Source organism: Clostridium sp. AM46-21, from assembly GCF_003480025.1.
Taxonomy (GTDB): domain Bacteria; phylum Bacillota; class Clostridia; order Lachnospirales; family Lachnospiraceae; genus Coprococcus; species Coprococcus ammoniilyticus.
This window is the reverse complement of the sequence record NZ_QUIB01000004.1, coordinates 78,983-100,949: the sequence shown is the minus strand read 5'-3', so window position 1 is coordinate 100,949 and position 21,967 is coordinate 78,983. Positions and strand designations below refer to the sequence as shown.

Annotated in this window: 18 protein-coding genes and 2 pseudogenes; 5 read left to right on the top strand and 15 right to left on the bottom strand. The window is 41.5% G+C overall.

The genetic code is table 11. From position 1 onward, the window contains the following. Nucleotides 1-195: 195 nt before the first annotated feature. The 9 genes and pseudogenes from gdhA to DW959_RS03655 all read right to left on the bottom strand — a co-directional run bounded on the left by gdhA (nt 196) and on the right by DW959_RS03655 (nt 10,888). A complete protein-coding gene (gene gdhA, locus DW959_RS03695; RefSeq protein WP_117822192.1) occupies nt 196-1,542 on the bottom strand; it encodes an NADP-specific glutamate dehydrogenase in 1,347 nt (448 codons plus the stop codon). 221 nt (nt 1,543-1,763) lie between these two features. Further along, nucleotides 1,764-2,024: pseudogene (locus DW959_RS03690) on the bottom strand (hydrolase); the annotation flags it as partial. Nucleotides 2,025-2,168: 144 nt separating this feature from the next. Next, a complete protein-coding gene (gene gltA, locus DW959_RS03685) occupies nt 2,169-3,557 on the bottom strand; it encodes an NADPH-dependent glutamate synthase (protein ID WP_117808316.1) in 1,389 nt (462 codons plus the stop codon). Continuing rightward, entirely contained in the window at nt 3,557-4,444 is an 888-nt protein-coding gene (locus DW959_RS03680; protein ID WP_021945016.1) for a sulfide/dihydroorotate dehydrogenase-like FAD/NAD-binding protein, read from the bottom strand. Before DW959_RS03680 ends, gltA begins: the two co-directional genes overlap by 1 nt. Nucleotides 4,445-4,594: 150 nt before the next feature. After that, nucleotides 4,595-5,029, bottom strand: coding sequence for a hypothetical protein (locus DW959_RS03675; RefSeq protein ID WP_117822193.1), 435 nt, complete (start codon nt 5,027-5,029; stop codon nt 4,595-4,597). A 15-nt stretch (nt 5,030-5,044) separates the two neighbouring features. Next, nucleotides 5,045-6,570: pseudogene (locus tag DW959_RS03670) on the bottom strand (DNA methylase). Nucleotides 6,571-6,820: 250 nt separating this feature from the next. Further along, nucleotides 6,821-8,068 (bottom strand): GHKL domain-containing protein, encoded by a 1,248-nt coding sequence (locus DW959_RS03665; protein WP_118615419.1) that lies wholly within the window; start codon nt 8,066-8,068, stop codon nt 6,821-6,823. Nucleotides 8,069-8,146: 78 nt separating this feature from the next. Continuing rightward, complete coding sequence (locus DW959_RS03660) at nt 8,147-8,890, bottom strand: LytTR family DNA-binding domain-containing protein (protein ID WP_173783794.1); 744 nt, start codon at nt 8,888-8,890, stop codon at nt 8,147-8,149. A gap of 774 nt (nt 8,891-9,664) precedes the next feature. Then, entirely contained in the window at nt 9,665-10,888 is a 1,224-nt protein-coding gene (locus DW959_RS03655) for an SLC13 family permease (RefSeq protein ID WP_117822197.1), read from the bottom strand. Nucleotides 10,889-11,133: 245 nt separating this feature from the next. Here DW959_RS03655 and DW959_RS03650 point away from each other — a divergent pair, with 245 nt between their 5' ends. From DW959_RS03650 to DW959_RS03635, 4 genes are all read left to right on the top strand, one after another. After that, nucleotides 11,134-12,012, top strand: coding sequence for a YitT family protein (locus DW959_RS03650; RefSeq protein ID WP_044944542.1), 879 nt, complete (start codon nt 11,134-11,136; stop codon nt 12,010-12,012). Nucleotides 12,013-12,120: 108 nt separating this feature from the next. Continuing rightward, nucleotides 12,121-12,993 (top strand): transporter substrate-binding domain-containing protein, encoded by an 873-nt coding sequence (locus tag DW959_RS03645; protein WP_044944546.1) that lies wholly within the window; start codon nt 12,121-12,123, stop codon nt 12,991-12,993. A 145-nt stretch (nt 12,994-13,138) separates the two neighbouring features. Further along, a complete protein-coding gene (locus DW959_RS03640) occupies nt 13,139-13,849 on the top strand; it encodes an amino acid ABC transporter permease (protein ID WP_117785562.1) in 711 nt (236 codons plus the stop codon). Continuing rightward, on the top strand, nt 13,833-14,657 hold the full coding sequence (locus tag DW959_RS03635) for an amino acid ABC transporter ATP-binding protein (RefSeq protein ID WP_117808308.1): 825 nt from the start codon (nt 13,833-13,835) through the stop codon (nt 14,655-14,657). Before DW959_RS03640 ends, DW959_RS03635 begins: the two co-directional genes overlap by 17 nt. 335 nt (nt 14,658-14,992) lie before the next feature. On the opposite strand, the gene sufU is transcribed toward DW959_RS03635, so the two are convergent. From sufU to DW959_RS03605, 6 genes are read right to left on the bottom strand one after another with little or no spacing between them, the layout of a single operon-like run. Beyond that, nucleotides 14,993-15,415 carry a Fe-S cluster assembly sulfur transfer protein SufU gene (sufU, locus tag DW959_RS03630; protein WP_008399947.1) on the bottom strand — a complete coding sequence of 141 codons (423 nt, stop codon included), beginning with the start codon at nt 15,413-15,415 and terminating at the stop codon, nt 14,993-14,995. Continuing rightward, entirely contained in the window at nt 15,405-16,622 is a 1,218-nt protein-coding gene (locus DW959_RS03625) for a SufS family cysteine desulfurase (protein WP_117822198.1), read from the bottom strand. The genes sufU and DW959_RS03625 overlap by 11 nt, the downstream gene beginning before the upstream one ends. Beyond that, the gene (locus DW959_RS03620; RefSeq protein WP_117822199.1) at nt 16,603-17,694 is read right to left on the bottom strand and encodes a SufD family Fe-S cluster assembly protein; all 1,092 of its coding nucleotides are present in this window, start codon (nt 17,692-17,694) and stop codon (nt 16,603-16,605) included. The genes DW959_RS03625 and DW959_RS03620 overlap by 20 nt, the downstream gene beginning before the upstream one ends. A 13-nt stretch (nt 17,695-17,707) precedes the next feature. After that, nucleotides 17,708-19,114: a Fe-S cluster assembly protein SufB gene (gene sufB / locus DW959_RS03615; RefSeq protein ID WP_117822200.1), complete on the bottom strand. Its 1,407-nt coding sequence runs from the start codon at nt 19,112-19,114 to the stop codon at nt 17,708-17,710. Nucleotides 19,115-19,139: 25 nt separating this feature from the next. Further along, the gene (gene sufC / locus DW959_RS03610) at nt 19,140-19,901 is read right to left on the bottom strand and encodes a Fe-S cluster assembly ATPase SufC (RefSeq protein WP_008399954.1); all 762 of its coding nucleotides are present in this window, start codon (nt 19,899-19,901) and stop codon (nt 19,140-19,142) included. Nucleotides 19,902-19,924: 23 nt separating this feature from the next. Next, nucleotides 19,925-20,350: an Rrf2 family transcriptional regulator gene (locus tag DW959_RS03605; protein ID WP_021943695.1), complete on the bottom strand. Its 426-nt coding sequence runs from the start codon at nt 20,348-20,350 to the stop codon at nt 19,925-19,927. Nucleotides 20,351-20,569: 219 nt separating this feature from the next. Between DW959_RS03605 and DW959_RS03600 the strand changes: the two genes are divergently transcribed. Further along, nucleotides 20,570-21,898, top strand: a complete 1,329-nt coding sequence (locus DW959_RS03600; protein WP_117822201.1) for a sodium-dependent transporter — start codon at nt 20,570-20,572, stop codon at nt 21,896-21,898. Nucleotides 21,899-21,967: the final 69 nt, after the last annotated feature.

The following is a 21,967-nucleotide window of genomic DNA, read 5'->3' as shown; positions in this document are numbered from 1 at the left end:
ATAGATTCAATCAAAAACTTTCCATAAAATCATTATAGATTTTATCTGCATATTCCGAAATAAAGCGTTATTGAATTTTCTTTTCTGTAATTGTTTTCTCGCAAAGAAAACCCCGAAACCGCATATCACGATTCCGGGATCTTATATTAACATTTACTATATAATAATTATCGTCAGATTTTGACCGGCATTTGATTAGCAAACGCCCTGAGCAAGCATAGCTTCTACAACCTTTTCGAAACCGGCAATGTTAGCACCTGCAACATAGTCGCCTTCTACACCGTAACGCTTAGCAGCGTCGCTGATGTTAGCGTAGATTGTCTCCATGATTCCCTTTAACTTGCCGTCAACTTCGTCAAATGTCCATGAAAGTCTCTCTGAGTTCTGGCTCATTTCGAGTGCAGACGTAGCAACACCACCAGCGTTAGCAGCCTTACCACCTACAAATAATACGCCATTCTCCTGTAAGTACTTAGTAGCCTCTAATGTTGTAGGCATGTTAGCACCCTCTGTTACAGAGATAACACCATTTGCAACTAATGCCTTGGCATCATCTAAGTCTAATTCATTCTGAGTAGCACATGGTAATGCGATATCACCCTTAACATTCCATACACCGTGCTCGCCGTTCTTCTTCTCATGGTATTCAGCACTTGGTCTGGCTGCTGCATACTCTGTAAGACGTGCTCTCTTAACTTCCTTAACTTCCTTAAGTAAGTCAACATCGATTCCTTCCGGATCATAGATCCAACCTGTTGAATCTGAACATGTTACACACTTAGCGCCTAACTGGTGTGCCTTCTGGATTGCGTAGATCGCAACATTACCGGCACCGGATACGATACAGGTCTTACCAGCGATATCAATACCGTGATCCTTTAATAATGCATTTGTTAAGTATAATAAACCATATCCTGTAGCTTCTGTACGAGCAAGTGATCCACCATATGTAAGTCCCTTACCTGTAAGAACACCTTCGAATGATCCACGAATTCTCTTATACTGTCCGAACATGAAACCAATCTCTCTTCCGCCTGTTCCGATATCACCAGCAGGAACATCAACATCTGCTCCGATATACTTGCTGAGCTCTGTCATAAAGCTCTGGCAGAATGCCATAATCTCTCTATCTGATTTGCCCTTAGGATCGAAATCAGAGCCACCTTTACCACCACCGATTGGAAGTGTTGTCAGTGAGTTCTTGAAGATCTGCTCAAATCCAAGGAACTTGATAATACCTAAATTAACTGAAGGATGAAGTCTTAATCCTCCCTTGTATGGTCCAATAGCATTGTTAAACTGTACACGGAAACCTCTGTTTACCTGAACCTGTCCATTGTCATCTACCCAAGGTACTCTGAACATGATCTGTCTGTCCGGCTCTGTGATTCTTTCAAGAATCGCATTCTTTCTGTAGAGCTCCTCGTTTGCATCGATACAAGGTCTAAGTGAATCAAGAACCTCTGTTACTGCCTGTAAAAATTCTGGCTGGTCAGCATTTTTCTTCTTTACGATCTCCAGCACTTCATCAACGTATGACATCTTAAAATCCTCCTTAAATTAATTATAAGTAAATCGCATCTCTGCGAAATTCATTTGGAGTAGTATTTTCTCTTTAAGAAAATTTCCACTTAAGATTATAAACAATAGACTTGAATTTATCAAGTAAAAATATGATTTTTATGAATTTTTTTATCTTTTTAATGAAAAAGCAGGATTTTCTTAAGTTACAATGCGCTAAAGTGCTAGCAAATTAGCGGGATTTACAGGTCTTCCATCTCTGCCTTGATCTCATCCTCCGTTGCTGCCATTGCCTGTAATGTCATGGTCAGAAGCTTCTCAAGCTCCCAGTTAAGCTGTGCAGCACCACGTTCGATCACTTCTCTGGAACAACCTGCAGCAAATCCTTTGCTCTTATATTTCTTCTTCAGTGACTTCAGTTCCATATCCTTTGTACTTTTTGACGGACGCATCAATGCCGCTGCCCAGATCAGGCCTGTCAGTTCATCTGCTGCAAACACCACCATCTCTTATTAAAACAGATCTCAAAAGACCTCAATTATTTTAATCGGAGTATTGAATCCAAAAATAAATGGATGGTATTACTATTAAACGTCTTGTGGAATAATAGATAATACCATCCTTTATTTTGTTTCAAAGACTATATATTAGTTGAGTCCTTTGAGGTACTCGTCAATGCCCTTTGCTGCTGCCTTTCCAGCTCCCATAGCAAGGATAACTGTAGCTGCACCGGTAACTGCATCACCACCGGCATATACACCTGTCTTTGTGGTCTGTCCGTTTGCTTCATCAGCAACAATACATTTCCACTTATTTGTATCAAGTCCCTTTGTTGTAGATGAGATCAGTGGGTTTGGTGAAGTACCAAGTGACATGATAACTGCATCCACATCCATAACGAACTCAGAATCAGGAATCTCAACCGGTCTTCTTCTACCGGATGCATCCGGCTCACCAAGTTCCATCTTAACACATTTCATGCCCTTAACCCAGCCCTTTTCATCTTCAAGGATCTCAGTTGGATTTGTAAGGAGATCAAAAATGATTCCTTCTTCTTTTGCATGATGTACTTCTTCTACTCTGGCAGGAAGTTCTTCTTCACTACGTCTATATACAATATGTGTCTCAGCACCAAGTCGAAGTGCTGTTCTTGCAGCATCCATTGCTACGTTACCACCGCCGACAACGGCAACCTTCTTACCAACCATGATAGGTGTGTTAGAGCCTTCCTTATAAGCCTTCATCAGGTTACTTCTTGTCAGGTACTCATTTGCTGAGAATACACCATTTGCATTCTCACCCGGAATACCCATGAACTTAGGAAGTCCTGCACCGGAACCGATAAATACTGCTGAGAAGCCTTCCTCCTCCATTAATTCATCTATCGTTACAGATTTACCAACTACAACGTCAGTCTCAATCTTAACACCTAAGGATTTTACATTTTCGATTTCTTTCTTTACTACGCCATCTTTTGGAAGACGGAATTCAGGGATACCATAAACCAGTACGCCGCCTGTCTCATGAAGTGCTTCAAAGATTGTTACATCGTAACCCATCTTTGCAAGGTCTCCTGCACAGGTAAGACCGGATGGACCGGAACCGATAACTGCAACCTTCTTGCCATTCTTCTCTACTGCCGGTTCCGGCTTAATACCATGCTCTCTTGCCCAGTCAGCAACGAAACGCTCCAGTTTACCGATAGATACAGGATCGCCCTTGATACCTCTGATACATTTACCTTCACACTGTGTCTCCTGTGGACATACACGGCCACATACAGCAGGGAGTGCTGATGATTTGCTGATCACCTGGAATGCCTCTGCAAATTCGCCCTTCTTTACATGAGCGATAAATCCAGGAATATCAATAGAAACAGGACAGCCCTTTACACACTGTGCATTCTTACAGCCGATACATCTTGCTGCTTCTGCCATTGCTTCTTCTTCATTATATCCGTAACATACTTCTTCAAAATTCTTTGCACGAACCGCAGGTTCCTGTTCACGAACCGGTACTCTATTTAAAACGTCCATTATTTGTCACCTCCACACTGTCCGCATCCACCATGATGGGTGTCGCCTTCCTTGGCTGCAAGATATGCTCTGCCTTCCTGTGTCTTATAGATCTGCTGACGCTCCATAGCTTCTTCGAAGTTTACAAGGTGTCCGTCAAATTCAGGTCCGTCTACACATGCGAATTTTACTTCGCCGCCAACTGTTACTCGGCATGCACCACACATACCGGTACCGTCTACCATGATCGGGTTCAGGCTGACAACTGTAGGGATCTCAAGCTCTTTTGTAAGCTTACAAACGAACTTCATCATGATCATCGGTCCGATTGCTACGCATACATCATATTTGTTGCCTGCGTCTACAAGCTTCTGAATCTCATTTGTAACAACGCCCTTGCTTCCATATGAACCATCGTCTGTTGTAATGTAGAGATTTCCGGCAACTGCCTTCATCTGCTCTTCCAGAATGATAAGCTCTTTGGATCTTCCACCGATGATAACATCAGCGGCTACTCCATGCTCATGTAACCATTTTACCTGTGGATATACAGGTGCGGTTCCTACACCACCGGCTACAAATAAGATCTTCTTATTCTTTAATGTCTCTAAATCTTCTTCTACTAATTCCGACGGACGGCCAAGCGGTCCAACAAAATCTGTAAAGCTGTCTCCAACCTTTAAATTCTTCATCATCTCTGTTGCTGCACCTACTACCTGGAATACGATAGTGATCGTGCCTGCTTCTCTTGAATAATCGCAGATTGTAAGAGGAATTCTCTCTCCATCTTCTGAGCCTCTTACGATTACAAACTGACCCGGAAGACAATTCTTTGCTACTCTTGGTGCTTCCACGTCCATAAGATAGATTGCATCTGTCAACGCTTCTGTTCTAACAATCTTAAACACGTTTTTATCCTTCCTTTCTCTTTTCCCGACTCTCCACACAAGACTCAGGAATACTACACTGCCGAAATCGCACAATATAGTCCATTATAGCATCTATTAACAAATACTGTAAAGGTGTAATTTTCAGGCATTTTTCATATCATTTTTACGTTACTCCAAACCAGAAAACAGATTGCTTTCTATCTGACTGATATCTTCAATCGGTATGATTGTTGCATCTGCCATGATTACTGCTCTTCTGTACAGATCAATTCGCTTAACGATACCGGAATGCGTAACATATTCTCCTCCGGCTTTTCTCTCATCCTGTACGAAATAGGTAATATCCACTAACTGTTCTGTACCTATATTAGCTGAAATAATGTTTAGTTTCTCATTCAGTTCTTCCAATACTTCATCACTGAGCACCCGTTTCTCATCTGTCCGTCTGGCAGTCTCACGAATCGCCGCCGCATGTCCTGTCAATGCCGCAAACGGCGCAAATTGTGCCGCCCGGTCATAGAGTGCCATCTGCGGATGTGTCTTTGAAACAGGGTGTTCCAAATGAATGATATCATCATATTTATGGTTGTTCTGCTCCTGCATATTATATATACCTCTTTATGCCTTATGTCCGCCAATCTGTGCATTTCTGTCTTTCGCCGTTGCTCCCTCCTGCAGGTTCATGCCCTTCAGGATCGCATTTTTTCCATATTTTTTCTTAATACTGAGCATGGCTTCCTGCATATGGCGCTCTCGTTCCAGATCTGCTTCCTCTTTTTCCCTTTGTTCCTTTACTGCTTCATAATCTGTAAAAAAATCAAGCTGCTCATACGCATCGTCATTCGTGACAGTATGTTCATCCACCAGTTTATTCGCGGTAATATTGATCCTCCGGATCAAAAGATCCTTGTCGACGATCCGGTCATACAGTTCCATTACCGCATCCATAAGCATCTGCGTCGATGAGGTCTGCCGCTTCAGATTGATCGTTCCATGTGCATGCTTCGGAACCTTTCGTCCATAACGATCCGTTGTAACAGCGCCTTTATATCTCTTCTTTCTCGCCGGATCTGTCAGATTATCAATATCATAACCGATCGTAAGCACGATCTGATCTGTAACAAGTCCCTTATCCACCAGATCAAGCGACATAAGATCAGTCATTTCCTTTACAACCAACCTTGTCTTATCAAAATCATACGGACAATGCAGTACCTGCCGGTGCAAATGCTGTTCGTCTCCGGCTTATATGCCTTGATCTGATCCATCGTGCAAGGCTCATATCCCCATGCATGATCGATCAGCAGCTCTGCATTAATGCCAAATAACTTATACAATAAATCTTCATTATATAATTCATTTGTCTTTCCGACCGAGCATCTCGCCACATCGCCCATTGTGTATAGCCCATATTCCGCTAATTTCTTCGCATATCCCTGACCGACACGCCAGAAATCCGTGATCGGCTTGTGACTCCAAAGCTTCCTGCGGTATGCCATTTCATCCAGCTCCGCAATCCGTACTCCGTCCTCATCCGGTTCGATATGCTTCGCCACGATATCCATCGCGATCTTACAAAGATACAGATTGGTTCCGATTCCTGCCGTCGCTGTGATTCCGGTCGTCTTTAACACATCTCGTATCATCATCATGGCTAGTTCTCTGGCTGTCATATGATAGGTATTCAGATAGCCGGTCACATCCATAAATACCTCATCGACCGAATAAATATGAATATCCTCCGGCGCAATGTATTTCAGATAAATGTCATAAATCCGTGTACTGTATTCCATATAAAGTGCCATGCGCGGCGGAGCAATAATATAATCCAGCTGAAGAGTCGGGTCTGTCCCCAGCTTCGTGCTGTCATCCGATGCTCCGGTAAAATGATGATCCGGTATATTCCGTCTTCTTATATTATTTGCTTCTCGCACCTTCTGAACAACCTCAAATAGTCTCGCCCTGCCCGGTATTCCATATGCCTTAAGGGATGGGGATACCGCCAGACAGATCGTTTTCTCTGTCCGGCTCGGATCTGCCACTACCAGATTTGTAGTCAGGGGGTCTCTGTTCCGTTCTCTACATTCTACGGAAGCATAGAAGGATTTCAGGTCAATCGCTATATATGTTTTATTTTCTTCCATTTATCTATGCTCCTTCCGTATATTTTATCCACCATCATCCAACCGTTGTTCTTCATTTTATTCCACGCTTCAATTATATGTAAAATGATTGGTTTTCTCAATGGGAAAATACGGATACAAAGATAAAGTCCCACCTGTTTCGGGTGCTATGTCAGGGATATTATTGGAGCAAAAAAGTCCTATGGTCTGCCAACCGAATTGCACAATCACGCAACAGATCATAGGACTTTTTTGTTTCTAATCAAATTTCTTATATTTCATCTTTTTGCTGTAAGTATATATCTGTAATCACCCACTCCGGTTCTACGATATACTCCAGCTTACCATCATATTTCTTTACAACACGACGCATACTTTCTATTCCATATCCATGATATTCACTATCCTTCTTTGTTGTTCCAAAATCTCCTTTTGAAAGTGCTTTATATCTTGTACTATCATATGTATTCTTAATCTCAAAATGAATCATGTTCTCATAACCTGCAGCTTTGAACAGAACGCACTTATCACCATTACTATGTAAACAGGCTTCCGCTGCGTTTTCCAAACCATTCGAAAGCAGTCCGCTCAAGTCAACATCCTGAATCATTAATTTTCGTGGCAACTTTCCTTCACAATGGAACTTAACATCTGAATAAGCCTCTTTCGCAATAATTCCATTTATGATGGCATCCACCATATAATTTCCGGTATATAGCATATTTTTCTTCTTCAGATCTTCATCTTGTTCCGAAAGCTGTGCCAGGTAATCTTTTATTTCCTCCAAGTCTCCTTTAGAAGCCAATTCTCTAAGAACCGCCCTATGATGTCTATTATCATGACGATATTGCCGCATATCATCATCCATCATTTCCATATTGGCATATAACGCCAACCGCAGACCATCGTTCTCTTCCTGAACTTCAATATTCTTTGTTTTCAGATCATTTTCTTTTTTCAAATGGTTGGAATATAGGAAAAAGGCAAGGATGCAGGATATTGTAAGTAATATAAAAAATATAAGTGTAATATTAAGTCTATTCTGATAACTTGGTTCTCCATAAGTCCTAAAAACAGTGAAAGCAATTAAAACAATATAAAATCCTAACATTGCTCCAATTAACAACATACTTTGAACTATTTGGAGCTTTCTCTCAAACCAATTTCCTATAGCCTTTTTTCTACATATAATCGCTACAATTATAATAATAAGCTCTGCAAATATACTTTCAAGTAACTTTAAATCATCTGGATTATACGCATAATACCAAATCGCATTTTTCTTTATTGCAATTCCCATCAGGAAATAACATATCGTATCCAAATAATTTATGAAAATCCACGTCAATAAAAATAAAATAACTTTATTCTTCCATTTCCCTATAATTATTATTCCTAAAATGATAAGAATAGCAAAAACTGAAAATATCGCACTATCGCTTTTCAAACCAAAAGTTTGAATTAACAGCAAAAGAGCCAACGCCAAAATACCAAAAATTATTCTATTGTTTTTGTACATTTTCCGCGAAAAATAAATAGAAACACTGTAAAATACTTAATAATTTCAAACATATTAATTAAAAACAACATATCTACACTAACCCCATTTCATTTTCTTTTGACAATAATTCCAATAAAACTCTTTACATCTGTTCAAATTCGAACGAGGAATATTTAGACTCTTTCCAATTTTTAATTCTATGTTTTTACTTATTCTTTTTATGTATGCCATGTTTACAATTATACTTTTACTAATCCGTAAAAAATCTGTTCCTAGTACATTTTCCCATTCTCTTAATGACTTACGAACCAATTTTCTCTCAGTTTCAAATTTTCCATCTGGTTTCTCATCTATCACGTATTCCAAATAAGAATAAACATGTTCTGCCGTAATAGTTATAATTTTGTCTTTACAAATAAATAAATTTTCTTGATCTCCCTTAATGCATAAAACTTCGCGATTACTGACTTCTTGTTCAAAAAGTTTCAATTTATCAACCAGCTTATTTTTATCATTCAAAAAACTAACTTTATCAACAAATCCTATCACATATCTTCCAAATGCTTCCTGCACAAGCTCGTCATGACTTGTCAGATAAATAATACTGCTTCCATACCTGTATCGTTCTAACTCTTTTCTAAGCCATAAGCCATCCCTGCCCGGCATTTCTATATCTAATATAAAGAGATCAATATCCCCCTCTATCTTATCAAGATTTTTCAATAAACTCTCCGCCGACTGGAATCCATATAATTTGACATCCGGAGATAAACATTCTCTGCATATCGATCCTACATCTTCAATTACTTTTCTTTCATCATCACAAATGACGATATTCATCTTTTGCCCCCTTCCCTTCATACTTAAGTTATATAAAATAATAAATTGTTTTCTTTCTTTTTACAATAATAACTTTGTTATTCGACATTCTTAGACAAAAATAGTCAAAAAAAATAGCCCAGGAGTTCCTGAACTATTTTTCCAGTTGATGCATCCATCAACTGCCGCAGTCTATATTGTTTTTTATACTTAGCTATATCTCTTAGGTGCATCTTTTTATTATAGAACATCCCTTTCCGGCAAATACTTTGCACACCCCTTTATTCTATAATAAATAGTCACCTCTATCTGCATATATTGAATACAAATATAGCTTCATATTTTTTCCGAACAAACACTTTTATATGTGCTATATTTTTTTACTTTCCCCAACCTACAAATCTTTTTAACCACTCTAAGATATCAAGTCCATACAACATGAATTTCCCCTTTCCCTTTAGGCGCCATCAGTTGTTTGTTTCGTACGATGGTTTCAGTTTAAAGGGATAAAGTGGTATTTTCTATTTATTTGTTCTGAACTGTCGTTTTTTGTTCTGTAGCAAAAAATCATGTATAAACAATGACTATATTTTGTTATTTTATCTTCTTTAGTAAAAATGTGTCTCGGATCATTCCTTACTGCTGCCTTGTACTGTGTATCTCCCGTATTTATCGGAAGTTCTGTCGCTCCTGCGTAAAGGTTCGATATTCCTGTTTTTATCTCACTTGAGAATTTTGTCAGTTTGGTTCGCTATGTCTACTACTCTCATAGCACGGTTGTTCTACTTGATTATGTTAAGAAAGTAAACGATAAAGAATCATCATTATAAAAAGGAAAATAACATTTGCAACTGTAAATTCCAGAAAATATCTGCCCCTAAATGACCGATCCTCTTTTGCAACATATTTGAAGCTGATCAGGCTTGCCATTGATGCTATCAACGTTCCAAGGCCCCCGAGATTGGTTCCGATCACCAGCTCCCGAATATGGTCTGTGAATCCGGATAACAAAATCGCAGCCGGAACATTACTCATTACCTGACTTGCAATTACCGAAGTGACCACCTCCCGTCCGGTCAATATATCCGAAAGCAGTTGACTGAATGCCGGGATACGTCCAAGATTACCGATGAATATAAATAACGCGATAAAAATACATAACAGAGAATAATCAACCTGTGTCAGAATTTTCCGGTCACGCAGAAGCAAATATAAAAATACTAACGCGAAAGGCACACCATACGGAAGAATATGTGAAACCGCAAGCAGACTTATGACAAACAGAATAAGATATGCTGTAAATTTTTCAATCCATTCCGCATCCTTTTTCTCCCATTTTGAACCGGAAGCACTCAACGAATCCTTCTGTCTTTTCGTTGAAGCTTTATCTTCAACAGAATCTAAGCCTTTGTTCTGCTTTATTTCTGTCTTCCCATCATGACTTAACTTTCTTTTTCGAACCATGGATGCCAGACCGATCCATGCCATTAACAAAGCAAATGCGCAGACTGTATACGGCAGCATGATCTTTAAAAACTCCGCAATACCTATACCTGCTTTTCCATACAAATACAGATTCTGAGGATTACCAAGAGGTGTCAACATACTGCCAAGATTCGCCGCAATCGTCTGCATGACAATTACTTTTAGCATCCATTTGCTATCAGTGTCCGGGTTCAGTTTCTTCATTATTATAATTGCAAACGGCACAAATGTAATAAGTGATACATCATTTGTTATAAACATCGACATAAAGAAACACAAGCATACAAGGATTACCGTTACTCCTCCGATCCCATGCACCTTTGCTAACAGCCGTTCTGCTAATTTATCAAACACATCAATATTCCTCAAGCCGGCAACGATACTCATAAGGCAGAACAGGATCGCCAGTGTCCGAAAATCAATATACGAAATATATTCTCTGTCAGGGACTACAAAAAATACTGATATCACTGCCAGCACGACCGCGATCGATAACACGGTTTCCTTCTTTATAAAATATAAAATCTTTTTCATCCTTCTAATCCTCTTAACACATATTTTCTGCTTGCATTATTGTACTGCATTCACTTCCGCCCCACAACCTGTAATTCTGCAATTTATGATCAAGTCTTCCTTATATTTTAGATGCTTTTTTACCGGAAATATTTTATACTCTACATATAAATATTTACAAAAGCGTTCCTGTCTTGATAGTATCAACAGGTTGAAGCTCATAATCTACACAAGCTGTACAAGCATTAATAAGGGAGGGCATGCATATGAATCTCAAAGACAAAACACTCTGGCAAAGAAATGCTGCTGCGATCGGCGGCATGGTTTTATTTGCCGCCGGAATCAACTTCTTTATCGTCCCCGCCAGTCTGTATAACGGCGGTGTCCTTGGTATCAGCCAGATCATACGAACCTTACTGATCCAAGTATTTCCATCGCTTGCATCAGGAACCGATATCGCAGGTATTATCAACTTTATCTTAAATATACCTTTATTTATCATGGCATATATCTCAATCGGCAAAAGTTTCTTCAGCCGGACACTGGTCTGCCTGATCAGCCAGACGATATTCCTAAGTATATTTCCAATTCCGGCTACACCTCTGGTCAATGACAGCCTGACTGCCAGCATCATGGGTGGACTTCTCGCCGGTACAGGCATCGGTATCTCCTTACGCTCCGGCGGCTCCAGTGGCGGCATGGATATCGTCGGTATGTTCTTTACCAAGAAATACAAAAATTTCAGCGTGGGAAAGGTATCTTTGACAGTCAATGCTGTTGTCTACGGCATCTGTGCAATCCTTTTTGGTATCCCGACAGCCGTATACAGCATTATCTATTCCGCTGTCAGTACTCTGATGACTGACAAAGCACATACGCAGAATATCAATACCGAAGTCGTGATCTATACAAAAGAAGAACCGGAAGCCATCCTTGATTACATCGTAAACGAATTTCACCGGGATGCAACCTGGTGGGAGGCGCGTGGTGGTTATACCGAAGAAACAACTTATATGATCGTTACGATCCTTTCCAAATATGAATGTGTTCATCTCCGCCGCGGACTGAAAAACATCGATGAACACGCCTTTGTTGTCGTAAAAGAAGGTATGCATATTGGCGGAAAATACGAAAAGCATTTATAAAACCTGCATAAAACCTGTAATTTTCAGCATTTTTTTGCATATATAAATTGCATTTTTCAAAACACAATGGTATATTTATTCAGAAAAGAATGAAAGGAAGTAATGAAAATGAAACTTAAAAAATTTTTAGCAATTACTATGTCTGCAGCCCTGGCTATGACTGCATTAACAGCATGCGGAAGCAAAACTGACGACAGCAAATCTTCTGATAAGAAGACTGCTAAGGTTATCGAGATCGACCTCACAGATGAGGAATACGCTTTCGGCGTTGACAAAACACAGCCTGACTTATTAAAGGAGGTTAATACATTTATCGCAGATATGAATTCAGATGGCACATTTGAAGAGATCTGCAACCACTACTTCGGTGATGGCGAGCCTGTTGCTGTTGAATCAGCTACATTAGACTCAAGCAAGGATCAGTTAGTTGTAGCAACAAACGCTGCATTCGAACCATTTGAGTATACAAAGGGTGAGAACTACTACGGAATCGATATGGAGATCGCTAAAGCACTTGCTGACAAGCTCGGTAAGGAGCTGGTTATCCAGAACATGGATTTCGATGCTGTATGTCTCTCCGTTGGTCAGCAGAAATGTGATATCGCTATGGCCGGTCTTACAATCAAGCCGGATCGTGAAGAATATGTAGCTTTCTCAGATTCTTACTACAAGGCTTCCCAGAAGCTGATCGTTCCATCAGACAACACAGAATTTGACGAATGTAAGACTGCCGATGATGTAAATGCAATCCTTAACGCTAAGGATTCAAGCAGTAAGATCGGTTTCCAGACAGGTACAACCGGACAATTCTACTGCGAAGGTGATGATGACTGGGGATTCGCTGGTCTTAAGATGACATCTACCGGTTATAAGAACGGTTCACTTGCAGTTCAGGATCTGTTAAATGGTAACTTAAATTATGTTATCATTGATTCTGCTCCTGCTGCTGCCATTACAAAATCATTAAATGCTATGCAGTAAAAATATGCTATAAGAATCACGCGTTTCTCGCGTGAAGAAAATATATGGTAACAGGTAATTGTAAATTGCTAAAACAGTTCTGCTGATTCAGTGTATCTATATTTTACAATTACCTGTTATCTGATAGATATTGAAAGGATATTTCATGGGAGACATTTCAAGTAAAATACAAAAGTTCATAGAAATATTCATTGATAACAGAGGATATGTAAAGGTTGTTGAAGGTCTGAAGAATACCGTTATCATCGCCATAACCGGTCTGATCATCGGTATTTTGATCGGAACCATCATTGCAACTGTCCGCGTCATTCCAAAATATAAACGGCTGCCACGAGTTTTAGATGCAATCTGCAGCGTCTATGTCGGATTCTTCCGTGGAACTCCTATGGTCGTGCAGTTACTGCTGTTTTACTATGTTCTGCTCCCTATCGTAGGAGGTCATATGAGCGGTGTACAGGTGTCAATGCTTGTATTCGGTCTAAACAGTGGGGCTTATATTTCCGAAATCATGCGAAGCGGTATCCTTTCTGTTGATCCCGGACAGATGGAGGGTGGTCGTGCCATGGGACTTAGTTTTGCAACTACCATGCGCAAGATCGTGATCCCGCAGGCAGTCAAAAATATTCTACCTACTCTGGGAAATGAATTTATATCTTTGATCAAGGAAACATCTGTTGTAAGCTTTGTTGGTGCTACTGACTTATATGTAGCATTTAACTATATTGGTAGTAACAGCTACGAATTCATGATCCCATATCTGGTTATGGCACTGATCTACATTGTGATGGTGCTTCTGATCAGCCTTGGTATCAAACTTATGGAAAGGAGCCTGAGAAAGAGTGATAGACGTCATTAATCTTGAAAAACACTTTGGTGACAATGAGGTTTTACGAGGCATCAATGTCACGATCGATAAAGGCGATATAATGGTTGTAATCGGTCCATCAGGTTCTGGTAAGAGTACATTTCTTCGCTGTTTAAACTGTATGGAAGACCCTACCGGCGGTCAGATCATCTTCAATGGTGTCGATATTGCAGACCCAAAGGTTGATATCAACATCCACCGTCGTCATATGGGAATGGTATTCCAGCATTTTAATCTGTATAACAACAAAACCGTTATTCAGAATATCATGCTTGCTCCTGTACTGGTGCGTTGTCAGGATCTAAAAAAAGCAAAGCGTCATAATCGTATGCTTCCGCTTACGAACCTGTTCCGCAAGGAAAAGCAGGAGAAGATCAATATCACAACCACAAAGGCTCAGATCGTTGCCGAAGCAAGAGCAAAGGCTGAGGAGCTTTTGAAACGGATCGGCCTGGAAGATAAAGCAGATGTATATCCTTCTACTTTATCCGGTGGTCAGAAACAGCGAGTTGCCATTATCCGTGCACTTGCTATGAATCCGGATGTGATTTTATTCGATGAACCGACTTCTGCTCTTGATCCTGAAATGGTTGGAGAAGTTCTCGACCTGATGAAGGATCTTGCAAAAGAAGGAATGACCATGATCGTGGTTACTCATGAGATGGGCTTCGCCAAGGAGGTTGCCAATAAAGTCCTCTTCATCGATGAGGGGCAGATTCTTGAAACCGGAACGCCGGAAGAATTCTTTGGCAATCCGAAGAATCCTCGACTAAAGGATTTCCTTTCGAAAGTATTATAGACTGTGCTCAAAAAATGGAAGAGGGTATTTATCTATTATTACGTAAGACGTTTTCACTCTACCTTCGACGCAGTGGTACATAAGGCTGCAAAATACGCAGCCTAAGTACCAGCGCTCAGGCAGGCTTACTTCATAATAGTAATACCCTCTTCCATTTTTGTTTCCACTTCTCAATAGTAAATACATTTCATTATCGCCAAGGGCCGACGTGAATAACTGAGACCTTAGCGAGGCTTCCACCGAGGTTAGTTCGAAGTTACACAGCGTGAATAACTAAAAACTTTAAAACAGCTACTATTTATGTCGTCTGACATATGACAGTAGCTGTTTTTCGTTTATTTTTTTAATGCTTCCTCCAGGGTATGCCAACCAAGGACTGCGCATTTTACACGGGCAGGCATATGGGAAATGTCTTTTAAGGCGGAAGCTTCTTCGAGTTCGTCGATTTCTTCATCGGTCGCTTCGCCCTGTATCATCTTTAAGAAAAGTTTCCCAAGCTTCAATGCTTCTTCCTCGGTCTTGCCAACAATCATGCCGAGCATGATATCTGCGGACGCCTGTGAGATTGCACAGCCGTCTCCGACAAATGCTCCGTCTTCGATAATTCCGTTTTCTACTTTTAATTTCAACCAGATATCATCCCCACAGTTCGGGTTTACACCTTCCAGTACAATGTTCGCATCCGGAAGATCATGCTTGAATTCCGGTCGGATATTGTGCTCCGTCAGGATCTCATTATAAAAACTTCTATTCTCCATATCCCATTCTCCTTCTGACATTTGCAACACTCTCTACAAATGCATCGACTTCTTCTATCGTATTGTAGAACATAAAGCTGGCTCTTGTTGTATTATACACCTTCAGATAAGTAAGCAACGGCTGTGCACAATGGTGTCCGGCACGAACATTGATACCATCTGATGCCATGATCTCACTGACATCATGTGGGTGTACATTGTCGATCGTAAATGCCACAATACCGGTATGGTTTGCAGGATCTTCTGAGCCGATCACATGAACATGTGGAATCTTTGCAAGTCCTTCCATCGCATGTCGGGTCAGTTCCAGTTCTCTCTGCTCGATTGTCTCAAATCCAATCTTATTAATATATGAAATTGCGGCTGCAAGTCCGGCTGCACCGGCTGCATTTACAGTTCCTGCCTCGAACTTATGCGGAAGCTCAGCCCATACCGCTCCTTCTGTCGTTACGGACTGGATCATCTCGCCACCTGTCATAAATGGCGGCATCTCTTCCAGTAATGCTTCTTTTCCATATAACACGCCGATACCCATCGGTCCCATCAGCTTATGACCGGAAAATGCAAGAAAATCCGCATCCAGATCTTTGACATCGATCGGCATATGCGGTGCGCTCTGTGCCGCATCTACTACAATAACCGCGCCGACCGCATGTGCAAGCTTTGAAATCTTCTTGATCGGATTCACACAACCGAGGACATTGGATACCTGTCCGATCGCTACAAGCTTTGTCTTCTCATTGATTCCTGCTGCAAGTGTCTCATCTGTCAAAGTACCGTCCTTCTCACAGTTCAGATACCGGACCGTTGCACCTGTCATTCTCGCTGCCATCTGCCATGGGAGAATGTTGCTATGATGCTCCATGATGCTGACTGCGATCTCATCTCCTGCTTTCAAATGACTGCATGCATAGCTGTATGCAACAAGGTTCAGACTCTCTGTTGTATTTCTTGTAAAGATGATTTCTTTTTCAGAATCTGCATGAATAAAATCACGCACAACTTTTCTGGCATCTTCATATGCTTCTGTTGCTGCAAGGCTCAGCGGATAGAAACCACGAAGCGGATTTGCATTGCTTTCTTCATAAAAACGCTTCTCTGCTTCAATTACAACTGCCGGCTTCTGTGCTGTAGCCGCATTGTCTATATAAATGGTTTTATTTGTCTGTAATAACGGAAAATCCTCTTTATAATTCTTCTCTATCATCTGCCATTACCTCCGCAAGCTGTGCTTCTACCAGCTTCTGTGTCTGCTCGTCTCCTATGTGGCGATATAACATCTCGAATTTGCCGCGTGTCATGATATCCTCCGCAGTCTCCTTGTCGATGCCTCTTGATTCAAAATAAAATAATGTCTCCTCATCCAGTTCGCCGATCGTTGCACCGTGAGAACCTTCTACATCCTCCTCTGCACAGAGAATGATCGGGATCGTCTTATTGATCACATCATCACCAAGCAGGAGTACATTTTCTGTCTCTGCACCTGTGGATTCGGATGCGCCGTTCTTGAAATCGATCGTTCCACGAAATACTTTCTCTGCTGCATCCTTTAAAGTTCCGTCCACCTGAATCTCACAATTTGTCTTCTTACCGAAATGATTTATGATCAGGTTCACATCGATCTTCTGCGTCTTCTGTCCAAGGTAGCCGATCTCGACCTGTGTATCTGCTCCTGTACCCTTAAGATCTGTACGGATTCCGTTATAGAGATCACCTTTTCCGATAAAGATCTGAAGGATATCGAACTTTGCATTTTCATCGCAGACACAACCGATATCGTTTAACAGGGTCTGTTCTTCATCCTGCATAAATACCTGTACCAGACGGACACGGCTGTCTTTCTTTGCCTGTATCATCGTACGATATGCCAGTGAACCTGCCTGCGCACTTTTCTTTGTAAATGTCTCAATTATGGTTGTATTCGTACCTTCTTCTGCCGTCAGATAACATGCACCTGCCGCAGATGCTGCTGTCGTTCCATCAACAGCCAGACGGATCGTTGCCTTTGCGTCTTTGTCCGAAGCAGTCAGAACTGTTTTTTCTGTCTGCGCATCTGCAAAGATCGAATCTGCCTCTCTTCCTGCTCCACTCTCAACTGTGGCAAATTCTGCCACATCCCCGGATATCAGGCTGTTTGTCTCTTTATCCTCAAATGCTTCCTCTACCGTCACCTTACATGGTGCTATATCAGGATTCCATGAAACCTTTGTATCATTCATATGAAGCCAGTACCATGTTTTGGATGGAAGTTTATTAATATTGATCGTATTCTTGTCCATTGCTCATTTCCTCCTAACCTATACTGCCCTTCATTTCCAGACGGATCAGATTGTTCATTTCCAAAGCATATTCCAGCGGAAGCTCCTTTGATACGTTGTCCGCAAATCCGCTGACGATACAAGCTCTGGCATCTTCCTCACTCATACCACGGGACATCAGATAGAATACCGCATCATCACTGATACTGCCGATCTGTGCCTCATGTCCTACATTTGCCTTTCTGGTACGAATATCCATCGCCGGGATCGTATCAGATCTTGAGATAGAATCCAGCATCAGCGACTGACAGGATACTGCTGCCTTGGCATTCTCTGCTTCCTTTGCTACTACAACGGAAGAACGGAAAGTACTGATACCTCCATCCTTTGAAATAGATCTTGTATTAATGTAGGAACTGGTATCCGGTGCACTGTGAACGACCTTTGCTCCGGTATCCAGATTCTGTCCTTTTCCAGCAAACGTGATACCGGTAAATTCCATCTTCGCGCCCTTTCCTTTCAGGATACTCATCGGATATAGGTAGGATACATGGGATCCGAAGGAACCGGAAATCCATTCGATCGTTCCGCCTTCTTCTACAACTGCACGTTTTGTATTCAGGTTATACATATTCTTTGACCAGTTCTCGATCGTCGAATAACGAAGCTTCGCATTCTTACCGACAAATAATTCCACGCATCCGGCATGGAGATTTGCCACGTTATATTTTGGTGCAGAACAGCCTTCAATGAAATGAAGATCCGCGCCCTCATCCACGATAATAAGGGTATGTTCAAACTGTCCGGCTCCCGGTGCATTCAGACGGAAATAAGACTGCAACGGAATCTCTACGGATACACCCTTTGGTACATATACAAAGGAGCCGCCTGACCATACCGCACCATGAAGAGCTGCGAACTTGTGGTCATTGGGACGAACCAGCTTCATAAAATGCTTTCTTACCATATCTGCATATTCGCCATTTAATGCACTCTCCATATCGGTATATACAACACCCTTTTCAGCTACCTCCTGACGGACATTGTGGTATACCAGCTCGGAATCATACTGTGCTCCGACACCTGCAAGAGATTTTCTCTCTGCTTGTGGGATGCCCAGTCGTTCAAATGTATTTTTGATATCTTCCGGCACATCAGACCATTTTGCTTTCATATTTGTATTTGGTCTGACATAGGTTACGATGTTGTCCATATTCAGACCTTCAATCGATGGTCCCCAGTCCGGCACTTCCATATTATTATAGATCTGCAGGGATTCCAGACGGAAGGTCTGCATCCATGCCGGATCATGTTTCTCTTTCGAAAGCTGCTCAACGATCTCAGGCGTCAGTCCTGCCTTGATCTTATAAGCATCTTTTTCATCATCTTTGAAGTCATATATATTTCTGTCTATGTCTTCTACATATGTTTTTTCTTTCATATCTATCGGATGCTCCTTTCAAAGACTACTGATTCTGCTCTGTCTTCTCATATTTTGCAAATCCATTCCGGTTGATCTCCTCTACCAGAGATGCATCACCGGTCTGTATGATCTTACCTTCTACCATAACATGTGTATGATCAACAGATAAGGACTCCAGAATCTTCGTGCTATGGGTAATGATCAGAAGACTGCCCTTGCAATTCTTCTGGTATTCTTCGATACCGGCAGATACTGTTCTTACAGCATCAACGTCCAGACCGGAATCTGTCTCATCAAGGATTGCAAGTGAAGGCTTCAGCATCAGGAGCTGTAAGATCTCTGCCTTCTTTTTCTCACCACCGGAAAATCCGACATTCAGATCACGCTCTGCATAGGATGGATCCATCTGAAGGATCTCCATTGTACGCTCCAGCTCTTTCTTGAAATCATATAAACGCTGTCTTTTTCCTGTCTTCTGCTCCAATGCATTTCTGATAAATGAACTTAAAGTCACACCCGGAACCTCAAGTGGATTCTGGAAGGACAGGAAGATTCCTGCTTTCGCACGCTCATTGACAGGAGCCTCTGTAATATTTTTACCCTGAAACCAGATCTCTCCGCTCTTTATGGTATATCTTGGATTTCCCATGAGTGCATAGCCGAGTGTTGATTTACCTGTTCCGTTTGGCCCCATGAGAACGTGCGTCTCACCTTTTCCGATTGACAGATCTACACCGTGAAGGATCTGCTTCTCCTCTACATCTACATATAAATTCTTTACATTTAATAACTGTTTCTCTGACATATTCGTGCCTCCTGTATATTCATCTATTCTTTCACTGTTTGTCCGGCTTTTCCTGCCACATCGGCAAGTGTCATATTATCAAAATAATTATTGATCAGATCGGCAAGTCCTTGCCAGATCGGTAATGTATAACATAATTCCGACCGGTCACACGGTACCGAATCATCCTTCAGGCAGGATACCGGTGCAAGGGTTCCTTCGGTCAGTTTGAGGATCTCTCCCACACTGTATTCCTCCGGTTCTCTGGTCAGACGATAGCCACCTCCATGTCCGCTTGCCGCTTCGATCAGATGTGCTTTTGACAGCATCCGGGTGATACTTTCCAGATATTTCTGTGACAGCTCTTCGTGTTGTGATATTTCTTTTAGTGGTATAAAACTGCCATCATGATTTACCGCCAGATAAACCATAACGCGTAATGCATACCGTCCTTTTGACGAGATGACCATAGTATTTCTCCCTCTTTCCAAATTATGCTACAAAGATAATATTCCTATTCACCTACCATGTCAATAGGTGAATAATATTTTTGTTGCTTTTTCGACTGTAAACCTTTAAACTGGAACAGTATGGCACGTATAGATAATTGCGTAAGCATTAGTTACTAATATGCATAAATCTGAATTATGCAATCATCTATATAATAAAGAAATAGATAGGGTTAGTTTATGAGTAATAAAAATACGAAAAGTTTTGGAAGCAGATGGGGATTCATTCTGGCTTCTGTTGGTTCTGCCGTTGGTATGGCAAATGTCTGGGGATTTCCAAATAAATTGGGAAGTAATGGTGGCGGCGCATTTCTGCTGATCTACCTGCTTTTTATCTTTATATTCAGCTATGTGGCACTTCCGACCGAATTTGCGATCGGACGAAGAGCCGGAACAGGAACACTTGGTGCTTATAAATATGCATGGGAAACAAGAGGTAAAAAAGCCGGTACTGCAGGTGGACTGCTCGGCTGGCTTCCACTTGCAGGCTCCTTATGTATCGCGATCGGTTATGCGATCATCGTTTCGTATATTTTAAAAGCCTTCCTTGATTCTCTGATCGGAACTTTAATGCATGAAGATACAGCAGTCTGGTTTGATTCATTTTCATCCAAACCGTTCTCTGTGATCCCGCTTCACATTATCGTGGTAGCCGGAACGCTTCTGACTCTGTTCTTCGGTGCACATAGTATAGAAAAGACAAATAAGATCATGATGCCGTTATTCTTCATCATTTTTCTGATCCTTGCAGTCCGTGTTGCTATGCTTCCGGGCGCAGCAGAAGGATATAAGTTCATGTTCACACCGGACTGGTCAAAGCTTGCTGATCCTATGATCTGGATCTGGGCAATGGGACAGGCATTCTTCTCCCTGTCAGTTACGGGGAGCGGCATGATCGTCTATGGCGCTTATCTGTCAAAGGATGAAGATGTTGTCGGAGTTGCCAGACATACTGCGATCTTTGATACGATCGCTGCCGTTGTCGCAGCACTGGTCATTATCCCGGCATGTTTCTCTTATGGCGTTGATGTCGGAGCAGGTCCAAGCCTTCTCTTTGTTACCCTGCCAACCATCTTACAGAATATTCCGCTCGGACGGTTATTTGCAATTATCCTGTATATAGCAATGATCTTCGCCGGTGTAAGCTCTCTTCAGAATATGTTTGAGGCGGTTGCTGAATCACTCTTACACCAGTTTCCGAAGCTCAGCCGTACCGCAGTCCTGATCATCATCGGCGTGTTATGCCTTGGCTGTGGCATCGGTATGGAAATGATCTCCAAATGGGGACCTTGGATGGATATTGTTTCTATCTACATCATCCCGATCGGCGCAACCATCGGTGCTGTCTCATGGTTCTATGTCATGAAGAAGGATGAACTGCTCGAAGCTGTTAACTGCGGCAGCAAAAAGAATCGTGGCACACTCTGGTATTCCATCGGACGCTACCTCTATGTACCACTTGCGATCGTACTATGTGCGGTTGCCTTGTTTAAACATATATCGTTTTAAAAAACAAAACGGCGGGGAATTTCCCCGCCTGTTCTTTTGATTGGATCTGGGCCTTTCGACCAGCCCAGA

What these genes read in the sequence shown, in the direction of transcription:
- gdhA (WP_117822192.1), bottom strand. Translation starts at nt 1,542, where the DNA reads ATGTCATACGTTGATGAAGTGCTGGAGATCGTAAAGAAGAAAAATGCT.
- gltA (WP_117808316.1), bottom strand. Translation starts at nt 3,557, where the DNA reads ATGGACGTTTTAAATAGAGTACCGGTTCGTGAACAGGAACCTGCGGTT.
- DW959_RS03675 (WP_117822193.1), bottom strand. Translation starts at nt 5,029, where the DNA reads ATGCAGGAGCAGAACAACCATAAATATGATGATATCATTCATTTGGAA.
- DW959_RS03665 (WP_118615419.1), bottom strand. Translation starts at nt 8,068, where the DNA reads ATGTACAAAAACAATAGAATAATTTTTGGTATTTTGGCGTTGGCTCTT.
- DW959_RS03660 (WP_173783794.1), bottom strand. Translation starts at nt 8,890, where the DNA reads ATGAATATCGTCATTTGTGATGATGAAAGAAAAGTAATTGAAGATGTA.
- DW959_RS03655 (WP_117822197.1), bottom strand. Translation starts at nt 10,888, where the DNA reads ATGAAAAAGATTTTATATTTTATAAAGAAGGAAACCGTGTTATCGATC.
- DW959_RS03650 (WP_044944542.1), top strand. Translation starts at nt 11,134, where the DNA reads ATGAATCTCAAAGACAAAACACTCTGGCAAAGAAATGCTGCTGCGATC.
- DW959_RS03645 (WP_044944546.1), top strand. Translation starts at nt 12,121, where the DNA reads ATGAAACTTAAAAAATTTTTAGCAATTACTATGTCTGCAGCCCTGGCT.
- DW959_RS03640 (WP_117785562.1), top strand. Translation starts at nt 13,139, where the DNA reads ATGGGAGACATTTCAAGTAAAATACAAAAGTTCATAGAAATATTCATT.
- sufU (WP_008399947.1), bottom strand. Translation starts at nt 15,415, where the DNA reads ATGGAGAATAGAAGTTTTTATAATGAGATCCTGACGGAGCACAATATC.
- DW959_RS03625 (WP_117822198.1), bottom strand. Translation starts at nt 16,622, where the DNA reads ATGATAGAGAAGAATTATAAAGAGGATTTTCCGTTATTACAGACAAAT.
- DW959_RS03620 (WP_117822199.1), bottom strand. Translation starts at nt 17,694, where the DNA reads ATGGACAAGAATACGATCAATATTAATAAACTTCCATCCAAAACATGG.
- sufB (WP_117822200.1), bottom strand. Translation starts at nt 19,114, where the DNA reads ATGAAAGAAAAAACATATGTAGAAGACATAGACAGAAATATATATGAC.
- sufC (WP_008399954.1), bottom strand. Translation starts at nt 19,901, where the DNA reads ATGTCAGAGAAACAGTTATTAAATGTAAAGAATTTATATGTAGATGTA.
- DW959_RS03605 (WP_021943695.1), bottom strand. Translation starts at nt 20,350, where the DNA reads ATGGTCATCTCGTCAAAAGGACGGTATGCATTACGCGTTATGGTTTAT.
- DW959_RS03600 (WP_117822201.1), top strand. Translation starts at nt 20,570, where the DNA reads ATGAGTAATAAAAATACGAAAAGTTTTGGAAGCAGATGGGGATTCATT.